This is a genomic window from Scandinavium sp., assembly GCF_032012665.1.
GTDB lineage: Bacteria > Pseudomonadota > Gammaproteobacteria > Enterobacterales > Enterobacteriaceae > Scandinavium.
Genome location: NZ_DALZVG010000008.1, coordinates 121,638 through 141,883, shown reverse-complemented (window position 1 = coordinate 141,883; position 20,246 = coordinate 121,638). Strand labels below are relative to the sequence as shown.

At 56.4% G+C, this 20,246-nt stretch carries 24 protein-coding genes; 9 read left to right on the top strand and 15 right to left on the bottom strand.

The annotated features are described in order from the left end of the window. The 8 genes from RTU33_RS09650 to RTU33_RS09615 form a co-directional block, all read right to left on the bottom strand. Positions 1 to 252: an acyl carrier protein gene (locus tag RTU33_RS09650; protein WP_312626913.1), complete on the bottom strand. Its 252-nt coding sequence runs from the start codon at positions 250 to 252 to the stop codon at positions 1 to 3. 13 nt (positions 253 to 265) lie between these two features. Further along, a complete protein-coding gene (locus RTU33_RS09645) occupies positions 266 to 523 on the bottom strand; it encodes a phosphopantetheine-binding protein (protein ID WP_312626963.1) in 258 nt (85 codons plus the stop codon). A gap of 32 nt (positions 524 to 555) precedes the next feature. Further along, complete coding sequence (locus tag RTU33_RS09640) at positions 556 to 1,359, bottom strand: lysophospholipid acyltransferase family protein (RefSeq protein WP_312626962.1); 804 nt, start codon at positions 1,357 to 1,359, stop codon at positions 556 to 558. Further along, positions 1,338 to 2,060, bottom strand: coding sequence for a beta-ketoacyl synthase chain length factor (locus RTU33_RS09635; protein ID WP_312626912.1), 723 nt, complete (start codon positions 2,058 to 2,060; stop codon positions 1,338 to 1,340). Before RTU33_RS09635 ends, RTU33_RS09640 begins: the two co-directional genes overlap by 22 nt. Positions 2,061 to 2,287: 227 nt before the next feature. Continuing rightward, a complete protein-coding gene (locus RTU33_RS09630; RefSeq protein WP_312626911.1) occupies positions 2,288 to 2,680 on the bottom strand; it encodes a hypothetical protein in 393 nt (130 codons plus the stop codon). 362 nt (positions 2,681 to 3,042) lie between these two features. Next, the gene (locus RTU33_RS09625; RefSeq protein ID WP_312626910.1) at positions 3,043 to 4,092 is read right to left on the bottom strand and encodes an AI-2E family transporter; all 1,050 of its coding nucleotides are present in this window, start codon (positions 4,090 to 4,092) and stop codon (positions 3,043 to 3,045) included. Positions 4,093 to 4,214: 122 nt separating this feature from the next. Next, on the bottom strand, positions 4,215 to 4,772 hold the full coding sequence (locus RTU33_RS09620; RefSeq protein ID WP_312626908.1) for a DcrB family lipoprotein: 558 nt from the start codon (positions 4,770 to 4,772) through the stop codon (positions 4,215 to 4,217). A 73-nt stretch (positions 4,773 to 4,845) separates the two neighbouring features. Continuing rightward, entirely contained in the window at positions 4,846 to 5,511 is a 666-nt protein-coding gene (locus RTU33_RS09615; protein ID WP_312626906.1) for a 7-cyano-7-deazaguanine/7-aminomethyl-7-deazaguanine transporter, read from the bottom strand. A 167-nt stretch (positions 5,512 to 5,678) separates the two neighbouring features. Between RTU33_RS09615 and tusA the strand changes: the two genes are divergently transcribed. The 4 genes from tusA to RTU33_RS09595 all read left to right on the top strand — a co-directional run bounded on the left by tusA (position 5,679) and on the right by RTU33_RS09595 (position 8,906). Continuing rightward, entirely contained in the window at positions 5,679 to 5,924 is a 246-nt protein-coding gene (gene tusA, locus RTU33_RS09610) for a sulfurtransferase TusA (RefSeq protein WP_097163379.1), read from the top strand. Positions 5,925 to 6,096: 172 nt separating this feature from the next. Beyond that, the gene (locus RTU33_RS09605; RefSeq protein ID WP_312626904.1) at positions 6,097 to 7,080 is read left to right on the top strand and encodes a TRAP transporter substrate-binding protein; all 984 of its coding nucleotides are present in this window, start codon (positions 6,097 to 6,099) and stop codon (positions 7,078 to 7,080) included. A gap of 22 nt (positions 7,081 to 7,102) precedes the next feature. Then, entirely contained in the window at positions 7,103 to 7,612 is a 510-nt protein-coding gene (locus tag RTU33_RS09600; protein ID WP_312626902.1) for a TRAP transporter small permease, read from the top strand. 10 nt (positions 7,613 to 7,622) lie between these two features. Then, positions 7,623 to 8,906 (top strand): TRAP transporter large permease, encoded by a 1,284-nt coding sequence (locus RTU33_RS09595; protein WP_312626901.1) that lies wholly within the window; start codon positions 7,623 to 7,625, stop codon positions 8,904 to 8,906. A gap of 41 nt (positions 8,907 to 8,947) precedes the next feature. Here RTU33_RS09595 and zntA read toward each other — a convergent pair whose 3' ends face one another. Continuing rightward, on the bottom strand, positions 8,948 to 11,146 hold the full coding sequence (zntA, locus tag RTU33_RS09590; protein WP_312626900.1) for a Zn(II)/Cd(II)/Pb(II) translocating P-type ATPase ZntA: 2,199 nt from the start codon (positions 11,144 to 11,146) through the stop codon (positions 8,948 to 8,950). 80 nt (positions 11,147 to 11,226) lie between these two features. Further along, positions 11,227 to 11,853 (bottom strand): lysoplasmalogenase, encoded by a 627-nt coding sequence (locus RTU33_RS09585; protein ID WP_312626899.1) that lies wholly within the window; start codon positions 11,851 to 11,853, stop codon positions 11,227 to 11,229. 122 nt (positions 11,854 to 11,975) lie between these two features. Between RTU33_RS09585 and RTU33_RS09580 the strand changes: the two genes are divergently transcribed. Continuing rightward, a complete protein-coding gene (locus RTU33_RS09580; protein ID WP_312626898.1) occupies positions 11,976 to 12,329 on the top strand; it encodes a DUF2500 domain-containing protein in 354 nt (117 codons plus the stop codon). Between the two features lie 108 nt (positions 12,330 to 12,437). On the opposite strand, the gene RTU33_RS09575 is transcribed toward RTU33_RS09580, so the two are convergent. Together RTU33_RS09575 and rsmD are read right to left on the bottom strand one after the other, a co-directional pair. Continuing rightward, a complete protein-coding gene (locus RTU33_RS09575; RefSeq protein WP_312626897.1) occupies positions 12,438 to 12,710 on the bottom strand; it encodes a DUF1145 family protein in 273 nt (90 codons plus the stop codon). Then, positions 12,700 to 13,296: a 16S rRNA (guanine(966)-N(2))-methyltransferase gene (rsmD, locus tag RTU33_RS09570; protein WP_312626896.1), complete on the bottom strand. Its 597-nt coding sequence runs from the start codon at positions 13,294 to 13,296 to the stop codon at positions 12,700 to 12,702. The genes RTU33_RS09575 and rsmD overlap by 11 nt, the downstream gene beginning before the upstream one ends. 146 nt (positions 13,297 to 13,442) lie before the next feature. Here rsmD and ftsY point away from each other — a divergent pair, with 146 nt between their 5' ends. The 4 genes from ftsY (at position 13,443) to rpoH (ending at position 17,820) form a co-directional block, all read left to right on the top strand. Next, positions 13,443 to 14,978 carry a signal recognition particle-docking protein FtsY gene (ftsY, locus tag RTU33_RS09565; protein ID WP_312626894.1) on the top strand — a complete coding sequence of 512 codons (1,536 nt, stop codon included), beginning with the start codon at positions 13,443 to 13,445 and terminating at the stop codon, positions 14,976 to 14,978. Positions 14,979 to 14,980: 2 nt separating this feature from the next. Then, positions 14,981 to 15,646: a cell division ATP-binding protein FtsE gene (gene ftsE / locus RTU33_RS09560; RefSeq protein ID WP_312626892.1), complete on the top strand. Its 666-nt coding sequence runs from the start codon at positions 14,981 to 14,983 to the stop codon at positions 15,644 to 15,646. Then, positions 15,639 to 16,697 carry a permease-like cell division protein FtsX gene (gene ftsX, locus RTU33_RS09555; RefSeq protein ID WP_312626891.1) on the top strand — a complete coding sequence of 353 codons (1,059 nt, stop codon included), beginning with the start codon at positions 15,639 to 15,641 and terminating at the stop codon, positions 16,695 to 16,697. The genes ftsE and ftsX overlap by 8 nt, the downstream gene beginning before the upstream one ends. 268 nt (positions 16,698 to 16,965) lie before the next feature. Further along, a complete protein-coding gene (rpoH, locus tag RTU33_RS09550) occupies positions 16,966 to 17,820 on the top strand; it encodes an RNA polymerase sigma factor RpoH (RefSeq protein ID WP_312626890.1) in 855 nt (284 codons plus the stop codon). A 64-nt stretch (positions 17,821 to 17,884) separates the two neighbouring features. Here the strand turns inward: rpoH and arnF are convergent, their stop codons facing one another. From arnF to arnT, 3 genes are read right to left on the bottom strand one after another with little or no spacing between them, the layout of a single operon-like run. Continuing rightward, positions 17,885 to 18,256 carry a 4-amino-4-deoxy-L-arabinose-phosphoundecaprenol flippase subunit ArnF gene (arnF, locus tag RTU33_RS09545; protein ID WP_312626889.1) on the bottom strand — a complete coding sequence of 124 codons (372 nt, stop codon included), beginning with the start codon at positions 18,254 to 18,256 and terminating at the stop codon, positions 17,885 to 17,887. Beyond that, a complete protein-coding gene (arnE, locus tag RTU33_RS09540; RefSeq protein ID WP_312626888.1) occupies positions 18,256 to 18,594 on the bottom strand; it encodes a 4-amino-4-deoxy-L-arabinose-phosphoundecaprenol flippase subunit ArnE in 339 nt (112 codons plus the stop codon). The genes arnF and arnE overlap by 1 nt, the downstream gene beginning before the upstream one ends. After that, positions 18,591 to 20,246 (bottom strand): lipid IV(A) 4-amino-4-deoxy-L-arabinosyltransferase, encoded by a 1,656-nt coding sequence (gene arnT / locus RTU33_RS09535; RefSeq protein ID WP_312626887.1) that lies wholly within the window; start codon positions 20,244 to 20,246, stop codon positions 18,591 to 18,593. The genes arnE and arnT overlap by 4 nt, the downstream gene beginning before the upstream one ends.

Here is a 20,246-nt window from a genome sequence, read left to right as displayed (position 1 = left end):
TTACTCGTCGCGCAGCAGACGGCTGACGGCATCGACCACATCCTGAACGGTGCGGACGGACTTAAACTCTTCGGGTTTAATTTTCTTACCGGTTTTTTTCTGCAGGTGGACGACCATGTCGACGGCGTCGATACTGTCCAGCTCCAGATCTTCATACAGGCGGGATTCAGGCGTGATGCCCTGAGGGTCGATTTCAAAGAGCTTGTGCAGAAGTTCGGTGACTTCCTGAAAAATGGTTTCTTGTTCAGTCATAACGGACTCGTCTTTACGCGCGTTGGGCGTGAATAAAGGACGCCAGTGTAGCGACGGAATAGAAATGCTGGCGCATCTCTTCGCTTTCGGCTGAAAGCACCACGCCGTACTGATTTTTTACCGCCAGCCCCAGCTCCAGCGCATCGATGGAATCCAGGCCTAAGCCGTCGCCAAAGAGAGGGGCATCGGTGTCGATATCATCCGCTGATAACTCGTCAAGATTCAGGGTCTGAATAATGAGGTTTTTTATTTCTGAATAAAGGGCTTGCATCATTAATTCCTGCCAAAAGAGATCTTTCCCGGTCAGGTTTCCGGGTGGGACTGCTGTAACTGCGACAAAAATAGCCGGTTGAGCTGGCGTGCGGCCAGTGCCGGTTCTTGTAAGTTTGCATCATAAAAGTCGGTGAAGGCGAGGCGCTGGCCCACATTCACATCGAATATTGGCTTCACCGGCGGCACATCATACCACTTGCTCTGTTTATCAAGCATGCGTTCGCTGCAGCGGATTGTCACAATTCGCACATCGCTTGCGCAACGCACGGCAATATTTGCGGCACCGCGCTGGAGCGTCATGGGCTCACCGTAGCGGGTGCGGGTGCCTTCCGGGAAAATCAGAAGGGTATCGCCGTTTGCCAGACGCTGCTGGCAGGCGGGCAGCAGGCTTTCGGCCTGGCTGTTAATCAGATAATCCGCGCTGCGAATGACGCCGCTCATAAAAGGATTGTGCAGAAGCGACGCTTTGACCATGCAGTCAGTTTCCGGCATGACGGAGGCCAGCATCACGTAATCGAGCAACGACGGGTGGTTGGCAACCACAAGGCAGCCCTTTTCATCGCGTAAGACGGCTTCGCCGTGCACGCGGTAATCCAGCACCCCCATCACGCGGGTGACCCACAGAAAAAAGCGGAAACTTTGCGAGATGCTGCGCCGGGCGATATGACGGCGGCGCGCGGCATTGCGCACGCAAACCAACAAAATATTAAACCAGATGAGCGACAGCAGCAGGCCGCCAATGCCGAACAGCGAGAAGCAGAATCCGGTCGCGAAGATGCGCCACAGGCGGTTGAGTTGCGAACTGGCACGGCTCATTGGCGGCTCCAGCACCAGCGAGCCACTTCGCCGTCGATGGCAAATTCACGGTCGCCATTCAGGTAGTGGCGCAAAAATATCAGGCTTTGCGGCAGACTATTTTCCTCTTCGCTGCCGCCCGGCTGCGTGGTGCAACTGAACGTTGCTCCCGCTTCAAATACCATCGCACAGGCATAGGCCCAGGTTGGCATATCGGCGGGTACGCTGGCGTGATAAAACGCGGGTAAGGAACCGTCAAAATCGACCATCAGCACCCGCTGATAGCCCGCCTGCAGCAGGCTGGTAACTTCGCACAGCCCCTGCTGGAAGGTGTCTTTTCCGGCGGCAAGCGAGGAGGAGACAACAGGCTGCTTCGCCGCGATGGTCAGGTTGCCGACGGCGGAATTGTGCACGGAGAGGGCGAAATCGGTAGGTGAAACGGCCTGCCCGGTGGCCAGCGCTTCGAGAATACGGTAATTACGCTCCAGCTCACCGTGCCGACTGGTGTAGAGCACGGCATCAATGGCGTGTTTTTGCAGCATCGACATTCCGCATTCCACGGCAAGCCTGCTGCCGGAGCTGAGTCGACGCGCGGTCATCATCGGCAACGTCGTGAGTTTCGCCTGCGGGGCTTGCGGGTCAATGGCGCGCGCGTGGTCCGCCCAGTCGAGCCACTGCGTGACGTCGCTAAGGCCAGGCGCGCGGGCCCGCCAGTCGGTAAGGTGTAATGCAAAATTCATCAGTGCAGCCTGGTCTGTCGGGACTTTTAAGACGTTATGCCATCAGTTATCGTTTTATTCACGCGGCAATCGCTGGGGCCGCTGTTTTCGCTCACATCCTACAATGTTGTCGGCAGGCTGGCGAATACCTGTAAGGCAGAGTGCTCTTAAATTGAGACTTTTCTCCCGATGGCGAAAACCGCCGCCGGGATATCAGCCCGTTTCAGGCTAATATCCCGCAACAACGATTACTGCTGGGCCGCGCTGGAAAGGCTAATCTGAATATCTTTATCCAGGTTATGCACCCAACGATTGTAGTTTTTATGAATTTTACCACCGGACGCCATCAGGTTGGTACTGCCATCATATTTGATGATGTAGCTGCTGGCGGAATACTGCACGAGAATATTGGCGATATGGTCGCGTGCCTGCTGGCGGCCTTTAATCACGCCCGGGCCAGCGTCGGTCATAATCCACTGGCGATTCAGGCCAGCTTTTAAAATAGCATTTCGCACCTGAGCTTCGGTGTGACCCGCGGCAACAGGACTCTGAACTGTTTCAATCGGTGCGGTACGGGACACGCACCCGGCCAGCACGCCCACAACGGCAGCGGCGGCAAACCATCTCACTAACTTTTTCATCAATAACTCCATTCAATACGTAAAGCAATGCGTGATTAAAACAAGCGATATTCAAACCGTATATCAACGTAAAGTGAAATTGTTATTCTGGCCACTCGGCCATTCACTTTGCGTTATTTAAACGTTAAAAGTGAACGACGAATTAAGCACAGTTGCTAATAACGACGGTTTGTAAAATGATAAAGGAGTGACGCAATGGCTGCAACTGTAAGCATTGTTAATACGCTGATAATATTTATCGCCATTAATATCGTGTGCATTTCTGAATTATTCTGGCAGAATTTTAGTTAGGCTGATAGTAATATTCTGGCGAATAAAAATAAAACTACCCAAAAGGGTAGTTTTATTCACTGGCAACGGCGCTATCCGGGAAGCCGACTTTTGGGTCGCCCTGGTCCCAGCAGGATCGCCAGCTTGCTGCCGCCTTTGGTGGTTTCCATCCAAATCTTGCAGACGCTGGTGAGCGGCACCGACAGCAGCATCCCGACCGGGCCGAGCAGCCAACCCCAAACCAGTAAAGACAAAAAGACCACCAGCGTCGACATTCCCAGACGATGGCCCATCAGGCGTGGCTCCAGAATATTGCCGAGCACCATATGCACCGCCAGGAACAGGACACCCACCAGCACACACTCGTACCAGCCATTGAACAGCAGCGCCTGAAGCATGGGCGGAATAGCAGAAATCACCGACCCGATATTGGGCACGTAGTTAAGCAGAAACGCCAGCACGCCCCACATCAGCGCAAACTGTACGCCCATCAACAGCAGACCAATCCAGACGATGATGCCGGTCAGCAGGCTGATAAATGTTTTCAGCGCCAGATAATGTGAAACGCCTTTCAGCGCGCGGTGCAGCCCGGCGATATGGATCTGCGGATTGACCAATGCGAAACGCAGTTTGTACGGCACGTGGCGCACTTCAAACAGCATAAACACCACGGTCATCACCAGTAGCACAATGCTGGCCATCGCCCCGGAAAGCCCGGTCATCATCGTGGTGGCGAAGGTCATCATCTTGTCGGAATCCACGCCTTGCAGCATGCGCTCCAGCGACATGTGCATATGTAAAAACGGCAGTGAATCCTGTAAGGCCAGCAGCTTGTGGGTCAGCTCTTTATTGTATTTCGGCAACATGGCGACGAATTCATTGCCCGAGGCTGCCAGCAGGCCAACCAGCGCAGTAAGCACGCAAAGCATCACAAACACCACGATCGAGATGGCTATCGGCCGCTTTACGCCGCGGCGAATAAACCAGGTGACCAGCGGATTGAGAACAATGGCGAAAAAGAGCGCCAGCAGGAGCTGAACGATGATGTCTGCTGCGGCGTGGATCCCGGCAAGAATGATCACCAGAGACGCCAGCTTTAACAGAATGTGTAAACCCGCTTTATCCGCGGCAGGTGTGGTCATGGTATTTTCCTTAATAAGCTATCGGCATTAAGTGTAGTGCGTTGCGGCGGGTTAATCGTCTGAAAGCGGGGCAAAAAAAAGCCCCGGTCGCAAAACCAGAGCTTGTCCGTCAGCGGGCTAATTTAGTTGATGACGATGGTGTTAATAATGTCTTCAGCCTGGGTCTGCGCTTTTTGCTGATTGTCAGCAGGCAGGGTGATTTGCAGGGTCAGCAGTTTGTCATCCACTTTGCCCAGCACCACGGAAGAGTACGCGGTCTGACCTTTTGCAGAGATGATGCTGTCGAGCTGCTGCAGGGTATGACCCTTCAGCTCGATGGATTTGTTGGTTACGACCTGCAGCTGCGGGTCACGGCCGCGCTGCTGCTCTTCCAGACGGGAAGCCAGCACGCCCAGGTCTTCACTGGTGTTGTCGCCCACAATCACGATCACGGCTTTCTGGCCTGTGGCGTCAGAATAAACGTGCATGTTATTGGCCTGAGTTCCCAATTTGCCGCTCTGATCGGTCATATCACCCGGCAGAGAGAAACTGAGTTTGCCGTCCAGTAATTTAACGGACTGGGCAGCCGCGTTGCTTTCGGCGGATGCTCCCTGGGCAGGGGCTTTGCTGTCACTGTTATCACAGGCCGCAAGACCCATTACCAGCAGGCCAATACCGGCGTATTTAACCAATTTGCGCATTGACATCTTCCTTTTGATATACGGCCATTAACGGCACATCCACGTATCTTATCACAACCCGTGAAATGCACGCTTACCCGTGCTGAAAAGCGGGGATTTCAGATTTATCTGCGAGCCTTTTCAACAGCATATTCAGCAATACGCCGTACATCGGCAGGAAGAATACGATACTGATGAGCACCTTGAAGCTGTAGTCGACCAGCGCGATTTCCTGCCAGTGGCTGGCCATAAACGGGTCCGTGCTGCGCCAGAAGGCAATGAAGAAGAAGGCGACGGTATCGCTGATATTGCCAAACAGCGTCGAGGCCGTCGGTGCAAGCCACCAGTGGCGGCTTTTACGCAGGCGGTTAAAGACGCCTACATCGAGGATCTGCCCCAGCGCATAGGCCATAAAGCTGGCGGCGGCGATGCGCGCCACGAACAGGTTGAAGCTGCCGAGGGCGGCGAAGCCCTGCCACTCGCCCATATAAAATAGCGAAGAGATGACATAGGAAATCAGCAAAGCCGGCACCATCACCGCAAAAATAATCCGGCGGGCCAGCGGCGCGCCAAAAATACGCACGGTTAAATCCGTGGCGAGGAAAATAAACGGAAAGCTGAAGGCGCCCCAGGTGGTGTGAAAACCAAAAACGGAGACCGGAAGCTGCACCAGATAGTTGCTGGACGTGATCACCAGCAGATGAAAAAGCGAAAGCCAGAACAACGCTTTTACGCGCTGGGCCTGAGAAAACATCGTCATATTGTGACCTTTTTAGTGGTTGGGGTGAGGGAACCCAATGAAAACCGCCGCATGATACTGCTTTCGGTGCGCTTTGCAACGGCTAATTTTCGCGCAATCGTTAACCTGCCTTGCGTCACAAAAAAGTGCGCGTAAACTAATGCGGTTTTTGACTGACTGAGTGAACCATGAGCGATCTTTTTTCTGCCGCTGACCACACCCTGGACGCACAAGGCCTGCGCTGCCCGGAGCCAGTAATGATGGTGCGTAAAACCGTGCGTACAATGCCCGTGGGCGAAACGCTGCTGATTATCGCCGACGATCCGGCAACCACCCGTGACATCCCCGGCTTCTGCCGCTTTATGGAACATGAGCTGATTGCTCAGCAAACCGAAAGTCTGCCTTATCAGTATTTGATTCGAAAAGGCCATTGATTCCTCAGGGCGGAAATTGTGATCCGCTCTGAAATATTGTTATCAAAACATTAAACCAACGTTTCACAATTGTAGCTTTTGTGAGGCGTCTCACCGTCGTTTTCCTGACACCAGGCTAGTTTTTAAACGCAAAATTAAAACAACGTTTTATTAAATACCCTGGAGACGACCGATGAAAATGACTGTAAGGCCATTTGTGGCCGCCCTTTGCCTGTCCACCGCCACCCTCATTTTTTCCCCTTTTCTTCTCGCACAAACCATCCGTGCCGCCGACGTTCACCCGGAAGGTTATCCGAACGTTGTCGCGGTGCAGCACATGGGGGAAAAGCTCAAACAGCAGACCAACGGCGAACTGGACATTAAAGTCTTCCCGGGCGGTGTGCTGGGCGATGAAAAGCAAATGATCGAGCAGGCGCAGATGGGGGCAATTGATATGATCCGCGTGTCGATGGCTCCCGTGGCGGCGATCCTGCCGGACGTTGAAGCCTTTACTCTGCCCTACGTTTTTCGCGATGAAGATCATATGCACAAGGTTATTGACGGAGATATCGGCAAACAGATTGGCGACAAGCTGACCAGCAACCCAAAATCGAAGCTGGTGTTCCTTGGCTGGATGGACTCCGGCACACGTAACCTCATTACCAAACAGCCGGTGGCGAAACCTGAAGATCTGAAAGGGATGAAAATTCGCGTGCAGGGGAGTCCGGTCGCCATTGATACCCTTAAAGACATGGGCGCAAACGCCGTGGCGATGGGCGTTAGCGAAGTATACAGCGGGATGCAGACCGGGGTGATTGACGGCGCAGAGAACAATCCGCCGACCTTCATCGCACACAACTACATGCCGGTTGCTAAAAACTACACTCTCAGCGGCCACTTCATCACCCCGGAAATGTTGCTCTATTCAAAAGTGAAGTGGGACAAGCTCAGCGCCGACCAGCAGCAAAAAATCCTTACCCTGGCCCGTGAGGCACAGATGGAGCAGCGTCAGCTGTGGAATGCCTACAACCAGCAGGCGCTGGAGAAAATGAAGGCCGGAGGCGTGCAGTTCCACGAAATTGACAAAGCATACTTCGTCCAGGCGACGGAGCCGGTACGTAAAGCCTATGGCGAAAAACATCAGGCTCTGATGAAAGCCATTGCCGACGTGCAGTAACCGTTCCGGAGCAGGAGGCGCTATGTCTGAGTCCTTTCCAAAATTGATGGACAAGCTGTATATGCTGGCGATGTGGGTAGCTGGTCTGTCGCTGCTGCTGATGACCATCGTTATCCCGATTGGGATTTTTTCCCGCTACGTGCTCAACCGGGGCGAGTCCTGGCCCGAGCCGGTGGCCATTCTGTGTATGGTGACCTTCACCTTTATCGGCGCTGCGGTGGGATACCGCGCGGGGTCGCACATTGCGGTCAACATGCTGACGGACCGTCTTCCCACAGGGCTGCAACGTACTGCTGCCCGGCTGGTCGATTTGATGATGCTCCTGATTACCGGGCTGATGCTCTGGTACAGCTACGGACTGTGCCTCGATCTTTGGGAGCAGCCGGTGGCCGAGTTTCCGCTGCTGACCTCCGGGGAGACGTATCTGCCGTTGCCAATCGGCTCGACGGTGCTGATTTTATTCGTCATCGAACGTCTGCTGTTCGGCTCTCAGGAGAATCGTCCGGTGGTGCTAATCGGTAACCACGGTTAAGGGGTGTTCAATGGATGCATTTATTCTGCTTTTTACCCTCGCCATCCTGCTGGCAATTGGCATGCCGGTAGCTTTTGCCGTGGGGTTGAGCGCCGTAGCAGGCGCACTGTGGATAGATTTGCCGCTGGAAGCGCTAATGATCCAGATAACCAGCGGGGTGAATAAATTTACCCTGCTGGCGATCCCGTTCTTTATTCTCGCCGGAGCAATTATGGCGGAAGGCGGCATTGCCCGTCGTCTGGTCAATTTTGCCTATCTGTTCGTCGGCTTTATTCGCGGTGGGCTATCGCTGGTGAACATCGTGGCCTCTACGTTTTTCGGCGCAATTTCCGGCTCTTCCGTGGCGGACACGGCGTCGATCGGCAGCGTAATGATCCCGGAGATGGAAAAAAAGGGTTATCCACGTGAATACGCGGCGGCGGTGACCGCCAGCGGTTCGGTGCAGGCGATACTGATCCCGCCGAGCCATAACTCGGTCATATACTCCCTGGCGGCGGGCGGCACGGTATCTATCGCCACACTGTTTATTGCGGGGGTGCTGCCAGGGCTGCTGCTGGGTCTGAGCCTGATGGTGATGTGTCTCGGCTTTGCCCGTAAGCGTGGCTACCCTAAAGGCGAAACGATCCCGTTCAAACAGGCTGTGAAGATTTTTGTCGATGCGCTGTGGGGGTTGATGACGGTGGTGATCATCCTGGGTGGCATTCTCTCAGGCATTTTTACCGCAACAGAATCAGCGGCAGTAGCCTGCCTTTGGGCCTTCTTCGTCACCATGTTCATCTATCGTGACTACCAGTGGAGCGAGCTGCCAAAGCTAATGTACCGCACGGTGAAAACGGTTAGCATCGTAATGATCCTGATTGGCTTTGCAGCGGCGTTTGGCGCGGTGATGACCTACATGCAGCTGCCTATGCGCATCACGGAATTTTTCACCTCGCTGTCCAGCAACAAATACGTCATTCTGATGTACCTGAATATCATGCTACTGCTGATTGGCACGCTGATGGATATGGCGCCAATCATCCTGATCCTGACGCCGGTGCTGCTGCCGGTAACCAACGCACTGGGGATCGATCCGGTCCATTTCGGGATGATCATGATGGTCAACCTGGGGATCGGCCTGATTACCCCGCCGGTGGGTTCGGTACTGTTCGTTGCCAGCGCGGTGAGCAAGCAGAAGATAGAAACGGTGGTGAAAGCCATGCTGCCGTTCTACGGAATATTGTTGATTGTACTGGCGATGGTGACCTACATTCCGGCCATTTCTCTCTGGCTACCGCATGCGTTAGGTATGTAGCCGTTAATTGCCCGGTAGCGCAGCGCTACCGGGCATTAGCATTATTTCTTATTCAACAGCCGCAAAGCATTCGCCGTCACCAGCACCGTCGCACCCGTATCTGCCAGCACCGCCAGCCACAGGCCGGTAATGCCAAGCAGCGTGGTGATAAGGAAAATCCCCTTCAGGCCCAGCGCCATCGTAATATTCTGGCGAATATTGGCACGCGTGGCGCGGGCCAGGCTAATCATTTGCGCCAGCCCGGTCAGGCGGTTGCCCGTCAGCGCCGCATCAGCAGTTTCCAGCGCTACGTCGGTGCCGCTGCCCATCGCGATGCCAATGGTCGAAGCTTTCATCGCAGGTGCATCGTTAATGCCGTCGCCCACCATTGCCAGCGGCGCTTTAGCATTCAGTGCGGTGACTGCGGTAACTTTGTCTTCAGGCAGCAAACCGGCGCGGTAGTCCAGCCCTAATTCACTTGCGATAGCGGCGGCGGCTCGTGGGTTATCACCCGTCAGGATCACGCCCTGTACGCCCAGCTGATGCAGGGCATCGACGGCTTCGCGGGCGTCTTCCCGCAGCGTGTCGCGCAGGGCGAGAATGCCCAGCAGCTCATCGTTGCGAACGACTAACACGACGGTTTGTCCGGCGCTTTCAAGTTGCTCAATGTGTTCAGCAAACCCTGCCGCCTCAAACTTCCCGGCGGCGCAAATCAGCACACGCTGCCCGTCCACCAGCGCTTCAATACCTGAACCAGCCAGTGCGCGCTGCGAGGTCGCCTGCGGCAGGAGAAGGTTACGGTTTTGCGCCTCCTTCACGATCGCCGTCGCCAGCGGGTGGCTTGAGCCCTGCTCCACCGCCGCGGCGAGCGCGAGCAAAGCGTTTTCCGTTTCACCATTCAGAGGCTGGATAGCGGTGACCCGCGGTTTACCGACGGTCAGCGTGCCGGTTTTATCGAACGCAACATGTTCAATGCTGCCGAGCTGCTCAAGCGCCGCGCCCCCTTTGATCAGCGCACCGCGACGGGCCGCAGCAGCCAGTCCCGACGTAATAGCCGCCGGAGTGGAAATCACCAGCGCACACGGGCAGCCAATCAGCAGCAGCGTCAGGCCTTTGTAGATCCAGGGCTGCCATTCCGCGCCCATCAGCAGCGGCGGCACAACGGCAACCAGCAGCGCCACCAGCATAATGGCGGGCGTGTAAATCCGGCTAAAGCGGTCGATAAAGCGTTCAATCGGCGCGCGGCGCTCTTCGGCATCTTCAATCAGGCGCAGAATACGGTCGATGGCGCTGTCGCCCGGTTCGGAGACCACCCGAAGCTGCACCAGACGGTCAACGCTGGTTGCGCCTGCTGGCACCGCTTCACCTTCGGCCCTTTCAACGGGCACGGATTCCCCGGTAAGCGCGCTTTCATCAAAGCTCGCGAAAGCTGAAATCAGCTGACAGTCAGCGGGCAGGCGGCCTCCGGCGGCAACTTCAATCACGTCGCCGGGACGCAAGTCTCGCTGAGCGACGGTTTCACGCTGACCATCACGCAGGCGAGTTGCGGTATCAGGTTTTAACGCCATCAGCGCACTCACGCCCTGGCGCGCGCGGCTCGCAGCCCAGCCTTCAAGGCGTTCGCCGATGATAAACAGCAGCAGCACCATCGCCGCTTCCGCCGTCGCGCCGATAATGAGCGCGCCGATGGCCGCCACGCTCATTAGCGTTTCAATAGCAAACCAGCTGCCGCTTTTGATGAGTCTGAGCGCCTGGCGGGCAATCGGGAACAGACCGACCAGCGTCGTGGCGATAAACGCGAAATTGCCAAGCGGGTGATTCACGTGCTCCAGCCCCCAGCTTGCGGCCATCAGGACAATCAGCAGGATCAACGGCAGGTTTTCACGCAGGCGGGACGGTTCTTCGGGCTCCGGCGCCTCTTCGCTGCGAAGCGCATAGCCTGCCCTGGTCACGGCAGCTTCCACCTGCGCAGAGATGTCGCTGTCTGCATCCACCAGCAGTTTTTCGGTTGTGAACAGCACCTGCACCTGTTGGACGCCGGCAATCTGACGCACGGCGTTTTCAACTTTTCGCGCGCAGGCGGCGCAGTCCATTCCGCTGACTTTCCAGCTAAAGCGGCTGGCGCTCAGTGATTCGGCAGGCTGTTCAGAGGATGCGCATGCGTCATCGCAACCGCAGGGTGTCGCCTCGTCGTTGGCGGACGTCAGCTGGAACGAGGTGAAGCGTGGGGCTTTTTTGCTGCCGGCGTCTGGAGTCGACATGGCACTCTCCTGTTAATGATAATTTTCTCACTAACGCAGAGCATACACTTTGGAGTCGACTCCAGAGTCAAGACTCTTTTCTAAAGATACAGCGCGCGCACGATTAAAAAATGCCCGGCGAAGTAGCAGGCCGACGAGATGGCGTTATCGGCACGGAAGCGGCGGCGATAGTGGCTGACCAGCCAGACGATATTGCCAAGCAGCAGCAGCGCGGCACCGAGGAAGCCGGACAGCGCGGTACTCACCGGGCGGAAGAACCACAGCTCACCGGCGAGCCAGACCATGACCAGCGTCATCGCAATAAACGTGCACACCGGCAGGCGTAACTCTTCGAGGCGGGACCAGATGACGGCAATCAGCAGCGCGCCAATCACCAGCAGCACCAGCGGCAGCGGCCAGAAGAAAGACAGCGTCATCTGGCTGGCGAACCAAATCGTATACAGCAGGTGAGACAGGAAAAAGGCGCCAATCGCGTAGAGCAGGCGTTCACGCGACAGCAGCGTCAGCGCATCGCCAATCAGGGAGGCGCACAGCCCTGCCAGCACCAGATAGCTGATGGCGTTGAACATCGGTGCCTGCCAGGCAAGCAGCAGCAGCAGGATCAGCGTGACGGGCTTGAAAACCCAGCGTTGCCATGCCGGGCCGCGGTAGGACGCATCGACGTACAACCAACCGGACAGACAGACTGCAATGAACGACCAAAGCATAGTAAATCCTTGTATTGTCTGATAAGCACTCTTTGCTTCAGTGTAGTGGCGCAGGTGGGCAGATGGCAATGCCACGGCGGGCAGGGTATCCTGTTTTGCGCCAATTCTGAGGGGACAGTCCAGTGAGTAAAATGCCGCTTTTCTTCGTGGTGGTGGCGATCATCGTCATTGCCGCCTCGTTTCGCTTCGTCCAGCAGCGCCGCGAAAGGATGGATAATGACGCCGCGCCGTTACAGCAAAAACAGATGGTGGTGAGCAATAAACGTGAATACGTGCCCGGTTTCCGCCCTTCCCCTCAGCGCCAGACGGCACCAGCGGGCAGCGACGTACGCTTCGAAGTGAGCGTTAAGCCGCAGAATGGCGGCATGGAGGTGACTTATCGCGTGGATGAAAAACAGTATCATCAGTTGAGCGTGGGCGATAAAGGCACGCTGAGCTACAAGGGATCGCGGTTCGTCGAGTTTCGTGCCGAATAAGATTGCCGGGCGGCGCGTTCGTTTGCCCGGCCTACAGCTGCGTGACCCGAATTTGTAGGTCGGGTAAGCATCAGCGCTACCCGACAATCAGCACTCCGATACCACAATTTACTTCTTCTTCGGCGTGAGCTTCTTCTGCCAGGCTATCAGCTCAAACACCCCGAACAGGAAAACGCGGATCTGTTCGCTGCGCGTCATCTGTGGCCCATCTTTCGGCAGCGTCGCCTTCAGCAGGGTCATTTGCAGACCGTGCATCAGGATCATGAAAATCAGCGCCACGTTAACGAAGATATTCACCGGGTAGCGGAACGGGTGAATGACGTTCAGCACCAGAAAGGCCCAGACGCAGAGCATCAGCAGACGTCCAATATTAAGCAGCATCGTTATTTCCTTGTGCTTCACGGTGATAGAGGCGATAAGCAACCTGCCCGGCCACCTTTTCGCGGTGTAAATCCCAGTGCGCCGGCACCGGCGGCAGGCCGTTTTCCACTTCGCTTTCGACGTAGATTAGCGCATCGTCCGCCAGCCAACCGTTGTTTTCGAGCAGCGCGAGCGTCTCTTCCAGCAGGCCTTTGCGAAACGGCGGGTCAATAAAGACCACATCATGCGGTGTGCCAGCCTGGGCGAGGAACGTCAGGCTATTGGTGTTCACCACCTGCGCGTTACGGGCGTTGAGCGTGGCGAGGTTTTTTTGCAGCTGTTGAGCGACGTGGCGCTCCATCTCCAGCAGCGTAGCGCTACCTGCATAACGCGACAGCGCCTCAAGCCCCAGCGCGCCGCTTCCGGCGAAACAGTCCAGGCATCTGGCATCCACCATGTGCGGCGCAAGCCAGTTAAACAACGTCTCGCGGACCCGATCGGTGGTCGGCCGCAGGCCCGGGCTGTCGGGCACCGGGAGCTTACGGCCCCGCCACTGCCCGCCTATAATGCGAATTTGACCGCTTCCGGCGTGGTTTGGTTTTTTCATTTCTTTGCTCTGCTCAATGCCGGATTACGCTTCCGGGCGGTGATGCGCGTTAAGTTAAGTGATAGACTATTTCATCATTTTTTTAGCTTCCATGTACATAGCGGCGACGCGGTGCCGGGAATCAACAGCGAAGAGTGTGGTCGCAGATGGCAAAGAACAAAAAGAAGGGCTTTTTTTCCTGGCTTGGCTTCGGTCAGAAAGAGCAGGAACAGCCGCAGCAGGACGTTGAACAGCAGTCAACCGACGTGGAGCAAACGGCCGTAGCGCCGGTTGTTGAAGAGGCCGTTGAGCACATTGCTGAGCCGGAAGCGGAAGCCACCGCACACAGTCACGAAGAGGTGAAAGCCTTTGCCGATGACGTGGTTGAGGTCACCGAAGAGGTGGTGGAAAGCGAAAAACCGCAGCCAGTAGAACCGGAACCCGCAACAGAGACCGTTTCTGAAGCCATCGCCGACGTTGCGCCTGAACCAGACGTTGTCGAAGAAATCCACATCGAAGCTGAGCCGGTTGCTGAAATCGAACATGAAACGCTGCCACTGGCGGAAGAGATTGCAGAAGAAGAGCCTGCGGCAGTCATCGAAGAAGAAGCGGCTGTCGTCCACGTCGAAGCCGCCCAGGAAGACGTTGTTGAAGATATCGCTGAAGACGAACTGACCGACGAAGAGCTCGAAGCCCAGGCGCTGGCCGCCGTCGATGAGCCGGAAGAAATTGCTGAAGAGCCTGAGCAGGATGCCGTCGTTCAGGAGCAGGAAAAGCCAACTAAAGAAGGTTTCTTCGCCCGCCTCAAGCGCAGCCTGCTGAAAACTAAAGAGAATCTGGGTTCCGGATTTATCAGTCTGTTCCGCGGCAAAAAAATTGACGATGATCTGTTTGAAGAGCTGGAAGAGCAACTGCTGATTGCCGACGTCGGTGTGGATACAACCCGCAAAATTATCGCGAGTCTGACCGAAGGCGCGAGCCGCAAACAGCTTCGCGATGCGGAAGCGCTGTACGGCCTGCTGAAGGACGAAATGGGCGATATTCTCGCTAAAGTCGACGAACCGCTTAATATTGAAGGCAAAACCCCGTTCGTTATCCTGATGGTTGGCGTCAATGGCGTCGGCAAAACCACCACCATCGGCAAGCTGGCGCGCCAGTTTGAGCAGCAGGGCAAATCCGTGATGCTGGCGGCAGGTGATACCTTCCGCGCCGCAGCGGTTGAACAGCTTCAGGTGTGGGGCCAGCGTAACGACATTCCGGTGATTGCCCAGCACACGGGCGCGGATTCCGCCTCGGTCATTTTCGATGCAATTCAGGCTGCGAAAGCGCGTAACGTCGACGTGTTGATTGCCGACACCGCAGGACGCTTGCAGAACAAATCGCACCTGATGGAAGAGCTGAAGAAAATTGTCCGCGTAATGAAAAAGCTCGACGAAGACGCCCCGCATGAAATTATGCTGACGATTGACGCCAGCACCGGACAGAACGCCATCAGCCAGGCGAAACTGTTCCATGAAGCCGTTGGGCTGACGGGCATTACATTGACTAAACTGGACGGGACCGCCAAGGGTGGCGTGATCTTCTCGGTGGCCGATCAGTTCGGCATTCCGATCCGCTACATTGGCGTCGGCGAACGTATCGAAGATTTGCGTCCGTTTAAATCGGACGATTTTATTGAGGCACTTTTTGCCCGAGAGGATTAACAATGATTCGCTTTGAACAAGTCAGCAAAGCCTATCTCGGTGGGAGACAAGCGCTGCAGGGGATTAACTTCCAGCTGCAGCCGGGCGAGATGGCCTTTCTGACCGGCCACTCCGGCGCGGGGAAAAGTACCCTGCTCAAGCTCATCTGCGGCATCGAACGCCCGAGCACCGGGAAAATCTGGTTCAGCGGGCACGAAATTAGCCGCCTGAAGAACCGCGAAGTGCCGTTCCTGCGTCGTCAGATCGGCATGATTTTCCAGGATCACCATCTTCTGATGGACAGAACCGTATTTGATAACGTGGCGATCCCGCTGATCATCGCAGGCGCCAGCTTCGATGACATTCGCCGTCGCGTGTCGGCGGCGCTGGATAAGGTCGGGCTGCTCGACAAAGCGAAAAACTTCCCGATTCAGCTCTCCGGCGGTGAACAGCAGCGCGTGGGCATTGCCCGTGCGGTGGTGAACAAACCGGCGGTGCTGCTGGCGGATGAACCGACCGGTAACCTCGACGAAGCGCTGTCGGAAGGTATTCTGCGCCTGTTCGAAGAGTTCAACCGCGTCGGCGTTACGGTGCTGATGGCTACCCACGACCTGGGTCTCATCTCCAGCCGTTCCTACCGGATGCTGACGCTGAGCGACGGTCACTTGCACGGAGGCTACGGTGGATAAACGCGAAGCAATGAATCACATTCGCCAGTTCGGCAACCGCTTTGACCGGCTGCGCAACTCGGCAACCGGCGGTGGAAACGGCGGCGGCAATGCGCCGAAGCGCCCGAAGGCCGCGCCCAAACCGAACTCCCGCAAAACCAACGGTTTTAACGAACAGGTGCGCTACGCCTTTCACGGCGCGCTACAGGATCTCAAAAGCAAACCGCTGGCGACCTTCCTGACGGTGATGGTCATTGCCATTTCACTGACGCTGCCAAGCGTCTGCTACATGGTTTACAAGAACGTCAACACGGCGGCCTCACAGTATTATCCGTCGCCGCAAATCACCGTCTATCTGGAAAAAACGCTGGATGACGACGCCGCGGCAAAAGTCGTCGGGCAGCTTCAGGCGGAGCAGGGCGTGGAGAAGGTGAATTACCTTTCCCGCGATGAAGCGCTGGGCGAGTTCCGCAACTGGTCAGGCTTCGGCGGCGCGCTGGACATGCTGGAAGAGAATCCGCTGCCTGCGGTGGCTATCGTCATTCCGAAGCTCGATTTCCAGGGCACCGATTCGCTGAACACGCTGCGTGACCGCGTGGCGAAAATTCAGGGCGTGGACGAAGTGCGCATGGACGACAGCTGGTTTGCCCGTCTTTCCTCGATTACCGGGTTAGTCGGACGCGTCTCGGCAATGATTGGCGTGCTGATGGTTGCGGCCGTATTCCTCGTCATCGGTAACAGCGTGCGTCTGAGCATTTTTGCCCGTCGCGATACCATCAACGTGCAGAAGCTTATCGGCGCAACGGACGGCTTCATTCTGCGTCCGTTCCTTTACGGCGGCGCGCTGCTCGGATTTTCTGGCGCATTTTTATCATTGATACTTTCTGAGATCCTCGTGCTGCGCCTGTCGTCGGCGGTCACGGAAGTCGCTAAAGTGTTCGGTACCCAGTTTGAGCTCACCGGCCTGGGCCTCGATGAGTGCCTGCTGATGCTGATTGTCTGCTCGATGATTGGCTGGGTGGCCGCCTGGCTTGCCACGGTTCAACATTTACGCCACTTTACGCCGGAATAAAAAAAGTCTGATATACTCTCTCCCTGCTGCAAGATTTCCAGTTCGCAGGGAGAGCTTCAGAAACCTTCTGCCTTCCCTGCCCTCAAGTCATATCATCGTGGTGTCACATTTTGTGCGTAATCTATTCACAGAGTTGCATGGAACTTGTGGATAACATCACTGTCTGATAAAAGAGTGAGTGCTAATCTCGTTGCTCAAAAATTTCTGGCATGCTTGTTGCCTCTGTGAGGGACACGGCAGCGGAAAAGAAAGAATTGAGAGGATTTGAATGACCAAAGACATGCAAACTTTAGCTTTAGCCCCTGTTGGCAACCTGGATTCCTACATCCGGGCGGCAAACGCATGGCCGATGTTATCGGCTGATGAAGAGCGGGCGCTGGCGGAGAAGCTGCATTACCAGGGCGATCTGGAAGCAGCGAAAACGCTGATCCTGTCTCACCTGCGCTTTGTTGTTCACGTTGCTCGTAACTACTCGGGCTACGGCCTGCCGCAGGCGGATTTGATTCAGGAAGGCAACATCGGCCTGATGAAAGCCGTGCGCCGCTTCAACCCGGAAGTGGGCGTGCGCCTTGTCTCCTTCGCCGTGCACTGGATCAAAGCTGAAATCCACGAATACGTGCTGCGCAACTGGCGTATCGTGAAGGTCGCGACCACCAAAGCACAGCGTAAGCTGTTCTTTAACCTGCGTAAAACCAAGCAGCGTCTGGGCTGGTTCAACCAGGACGAAGTCGAAATGGTGGCGCGTGAGCTGGGCGTTTCCAGCAAAGACGTGCGTGAGATGGAATCGCGAATGTCCGCTCAGGATATGGCGTTCGATATGTCTGCCGACGATGACTCGGAAAGCAATACCGTTGCTCCGGTGCTCTATCTTCAGGATAAGTCTTCTAACTTTGCTGACAGCATTGAAGACGACAACTGGGAAGATCAGGCCGCCAACAAGCTGACTCATGCGATGGAAGGCCTGGACGAGCGTAGCCAGGATATCATCCGCGCCCGCTGGCTGGACGAAGACAACAAGTCCACGCTGCAGGAACTCGCCGACCGTTATGGCGTTTCCGCCGAGCGCGTGCGTCAGCTCGAAAAGAACGCGATGAAAAAACTGCGTATGGCGATCGAAGCGTAAGCTTCTCCTCACGCAAGCATAAAAAAGGCAGCCCGATGGCTGCCTTTTTCGTTTCTGTGACTGGCTATCGCCGCACCGGCGCAAAAATGGTCGTCACACCCGCCATCACCAGCAAGACGCCTGCCAGCCCCGTCCAGGAAAACGCTTCATTCTGCAACAGCAGCGCCGCGACCCAGACGGTGATGTAGCTCAGGCTCAGCAGCGCATAGGCTTTTGCCAGTGGAAGGCGCTTCAGGGCAAAAAACCAGCACGCCATGGAAGCGACATAGCCGCACAGCCCAAGGAACAGCAAACCGGTGCCCGGCTTGAACTGAATAAGATGCCAGAATAGCGCCGCAACATCCGCCACCGGCGGCAGCGACAGCATAGCAGCCCGCAGTAGCAGCTGCGCCCCGCTGACCAGCACCACGCTGACCAGCGCCCAGAGAATCCCCATCAGCGGCTCCCTCCGAGTACGATGATGCCAAGAACGATCAGGCCCACGCCCAACCAGTGGCGGCCGGAGACCGGCTCTTTCCAGACAAACTTAGCCGCCAGCGTCACCCAGACAAAGTTCAGGCTGAGCATCGGGTAAGCGATGCCCACGGGCAGACGTTGCAGCACCACCAGCCACAAGGCCATGCCGCAGCCGAGCGCGAGCAACGCAAGCCCCAGCCACAGGCCGATATGCAACCCTCGCCGCCCGGATTTTGCCGGGCGGGTGGCCTGCTTCTGGCACAGCTGCCCGGCGCAGCTCAGCAGGCTGGCCAGCAGCAGCGAGAGCGCGGTGATCATTCCGGCAGGTACTGAACGAAGACCATACGGCTCATCTCATAGACGTTATCGGGTTTCGGCAAACCAAGTTCCTCGAGCTTTTGGCCTTTATTTAACTGTAGCACCAGCGATACCGGGCCTTCTGCACGGTGCGCCGCAAGCCAGCCATCAAACTGATCACTGCCAACGAAGCTCCTCTTCGCGTCGGGGTACGCCAGGCCATACTTCAGCTCGCCCTGCTGGCCGAACATGATAATGTCGCTACGCCTGAGCTCCCACGCCAGTCCCGCGGCTACGCCCACGCTGTTGGTGAGCACATAGCGGCTCGGCGTAAGCTGTTCGCTGACGATATCGGTGATGAACTGCGGCTGTTTGCTGTCAATGACTTTGTCCGGGATAGCAAACCCCACCAACAGCGCCAGCCCGAGCGGGCAGCAGGCCGCCAGCGCCCAACGCTTCATTCCATCGCGAATCGACAGCCAGCCCCCCAGCGCCCAGGCGGCAAACGCCACCGCCGCCAGCAGACACTTATACAGCTCAATGTTGTTCCAAACGGGCTTCTGCATCGGGCCCCACGGCGAAACCACCAGCACCGCCACCAGCCCAATCAGACCGAAGGCGATGTTGATAAACCCGTTGACGCGCAGCGCCTTCGCGCCCTTGTCCGCGGCCTCAATGGCATAGCGCGCCATCAGGATCGCCAGCGGCGCAAAGCACGGCAGAATATAGGTCGGCAGCTTGCCTTTGGCGATACTGAAGAACAGGAACGGCATCACCACCCAGCCCAGCAGGTAAAACGCGCCGCGCTGCTCATCACGCGCTTTCCAGCCCGATGCGAGCGCCCCCGGCAGCAGCCCCAGCCACGGCAGGCTACCGGCAATCAGGAACGGAATGTAGTACCAGAATGGCGCCTTGTGCTGCGCATCGCTCTGCGCGAAGCGCTGGACGTGTTCGACCCAGAAGAAATAACGCCAGAAATCGGGTTCACGATGAGCTATCGCAAGCCCCCACGGCAGCACCGTGAGTACGCACATCAGCACCGCAACCCAGCCCCACAGCAGCACTTCCTTCCAGCGCTTCTGCACAATAACCCAGGGCAGCACGCCAATAACGGGCACCGCCAGCGCAAGAAAACCTTTGGTCATCACGCCCATGCCGCAGACAATACCTAACAGCACATAGCCGCCGAGTTTACCGCTGCTGGTTTTCGCCTGCGTCGCCCCCCAGAAGCTGCACATCGCCAGCATCAGCCACAGAGCAATCATCGGATCGAGCACCGCGTAGGTGCCAATGCCATAGACCAGAAAAGCGGTCATGAAGATAACCGCCGAAAGAATGGCCGTGCGTTTATCCTGCCACAGCTTCCACGCGAGCCAGGCCACCAGCAGCGCGGTACAGGCGGTGGAAAAGACCACTCCAAACCGCACCGAAAAATTGGTATGACCAAAGAGCCATTGTCCGATGCTGTTAAACCAGTATCCGGCAATCGGTTTTTCAAAATAACGCAGGCCGAGGAAATGCGGCACAATCCAGTCGCCAGAGGCCAGCATTTCACGGCTGATCTCCGCATAGCGGGTCTCATCCGGCTGCCATAACAAGCGGAAATTCAAAGGTAAAACATAATAGAGCGCGAACAAAAACAGCAGCGATGCGCTTAAACGTAGGGATTTCAT

Bases quoted from the DNA above. Each gene is read 5' to 3' on its own strand.
- RTU33_RS09650 (WP_312626913.1), bottom strand. From the start codon at position 252: ATGACTGAACAAGAAACCATTTTTCAGGAAGTCACCGAACTTCTGCAC.
- RTU33_RS09645 (WP_312626963.1), bottom strand. From the start codon at position 523: ATGCAAGCCCTTTATTCAGAAATAAAAAACCTCATTATTCAGACCCTG.
- RTU33_RS09635 (WP_312626912.1), bottom strand. From the start codon at position 2,060: ATGAATTTTGCATTACACCTTACCGACTGGCGGGCCCGCGCGCCTGGC.
- RTU33_RS09630 (WP_312626911.1), bottom strand. From the start codon at position 2,680: ATGAAAAAGTTAGTGAGATGGTTTGCCGCCGCTGCCGTTGTGGGCGTG.
- RTU33_RS09625 (WP_312626910.1), bottom strand. From the start codon at position 4,092: ATGACCACACCTGCCGCGGATAAAGCGGGTTTACACATTCTGTTAAAG.
- RTU33_RS09620 (WP_312626908.1), bottom strand. From the start codon at position 4,772: ATGCGCAAATTGGTTAAATACGCCGGTATTGGCCTGCTGGTAATGGGT.
- RTU33_RS09615 (WP_312626906.1), bottom strand. From the start codon at position 5,511: ATGACGATGTTTTCTCAGGCCCAGCGCGTAAAAGCGTTGTTCTGGCTT.
- tusA (WP_097163379.1), top strand. From the start codon at position 5,679: ATGAGCGATCTTTTTTCTGCCGCTGACCACACCCTGGACGCACAAGGC.
- RTU33_RS09605 (WP_312626904.1), top strand. From the start codon at position 6,097: ATGAAAATGACTGTAAGGCCATTTGTGGCCGCCCTTTGCCTGTCCACC.
- RTU33_RS09600 (WP_312626902.1), top strand. From the start codon at position 7,103: ATGTCTGAGTCCTTTCCAAAATTGATGGACAAGCTGTATATGCTGGCG.
- RTU33_RS09595 (WP_312626901.1), top strand. From the start codon at position 7,623: ATGGATGCATTTATTCTGCTTTTTACCCTCGCCATCCTGCTGGCAATT.
- zntA (WP_312626900.1), bottom strand. From the start codon at position 11,146: ATGTCGACTCCAGACGCCGGCAGCAAAAAAGCCCCACGCTTCACCTCG.
- RTU33_RS09585 (WP_312626899.1), bottom strand. From the start codon at position 11,853: ATGCTTTGGTCGTTCATTGCAGTCTGTCTGTCCGGTTGGTTGTACGTC.
- RTU33_RS09575 (WP_312626897.1), bottom strand. From the start codon at position 12,710: ATGCTGCTTAATATTGGACGTCTGCTGATGCTCTGCGTCTGGGCCTTT.
- rsmD (WP_312626896.1), bottom strand. From the start codon at position 13,296: ATGAAAAAACCAAACCACGCCGGAAGCGGTCAAATTCGCATTATAGGC.
- ftsY (WP_312626894.1), top strand. From the start codon at position 13,443: ATGGCAAAGAACAAAAAGAAGGGCTTTTTTTCCTGGCTTGGCTTCGGT.
- ftsE (WP_312626892.1), top strand. From the start codon at position 14,981: ATGATTCGCTTTGAACAAGTCAGCAAAGCCTATCTCGGTGGGAGACAA.
- rpoH (WP_312626890.1), top strand. From the start codon at position 16,966: ATGACCAAAGACATGCAAACTTTAGCTTTAGCCCCTGTTGGCAACCTG.
- arnF (WP_312626889.1), bottom strand. From the start codon at position 18,256: ATGGGGATTCTCTGGGCGCTGGTCAGCGTGGTGCTGGTCAGCGGGGCG.
- arnE (WP_312626888.1), bottom strand. From the start codon at position 18,594: ATGATCACCGCGCTCTCGCTGCTGCTGGCCAGCCTGCTGAGCTGCGCC.
- arnT (WP_312626887.1), bottom strand. From the start codon at position 20,246: ATGAAATCCCTACGTTTAAGCGCATCGCTGCTGTTTTTGTTCGCGCTC.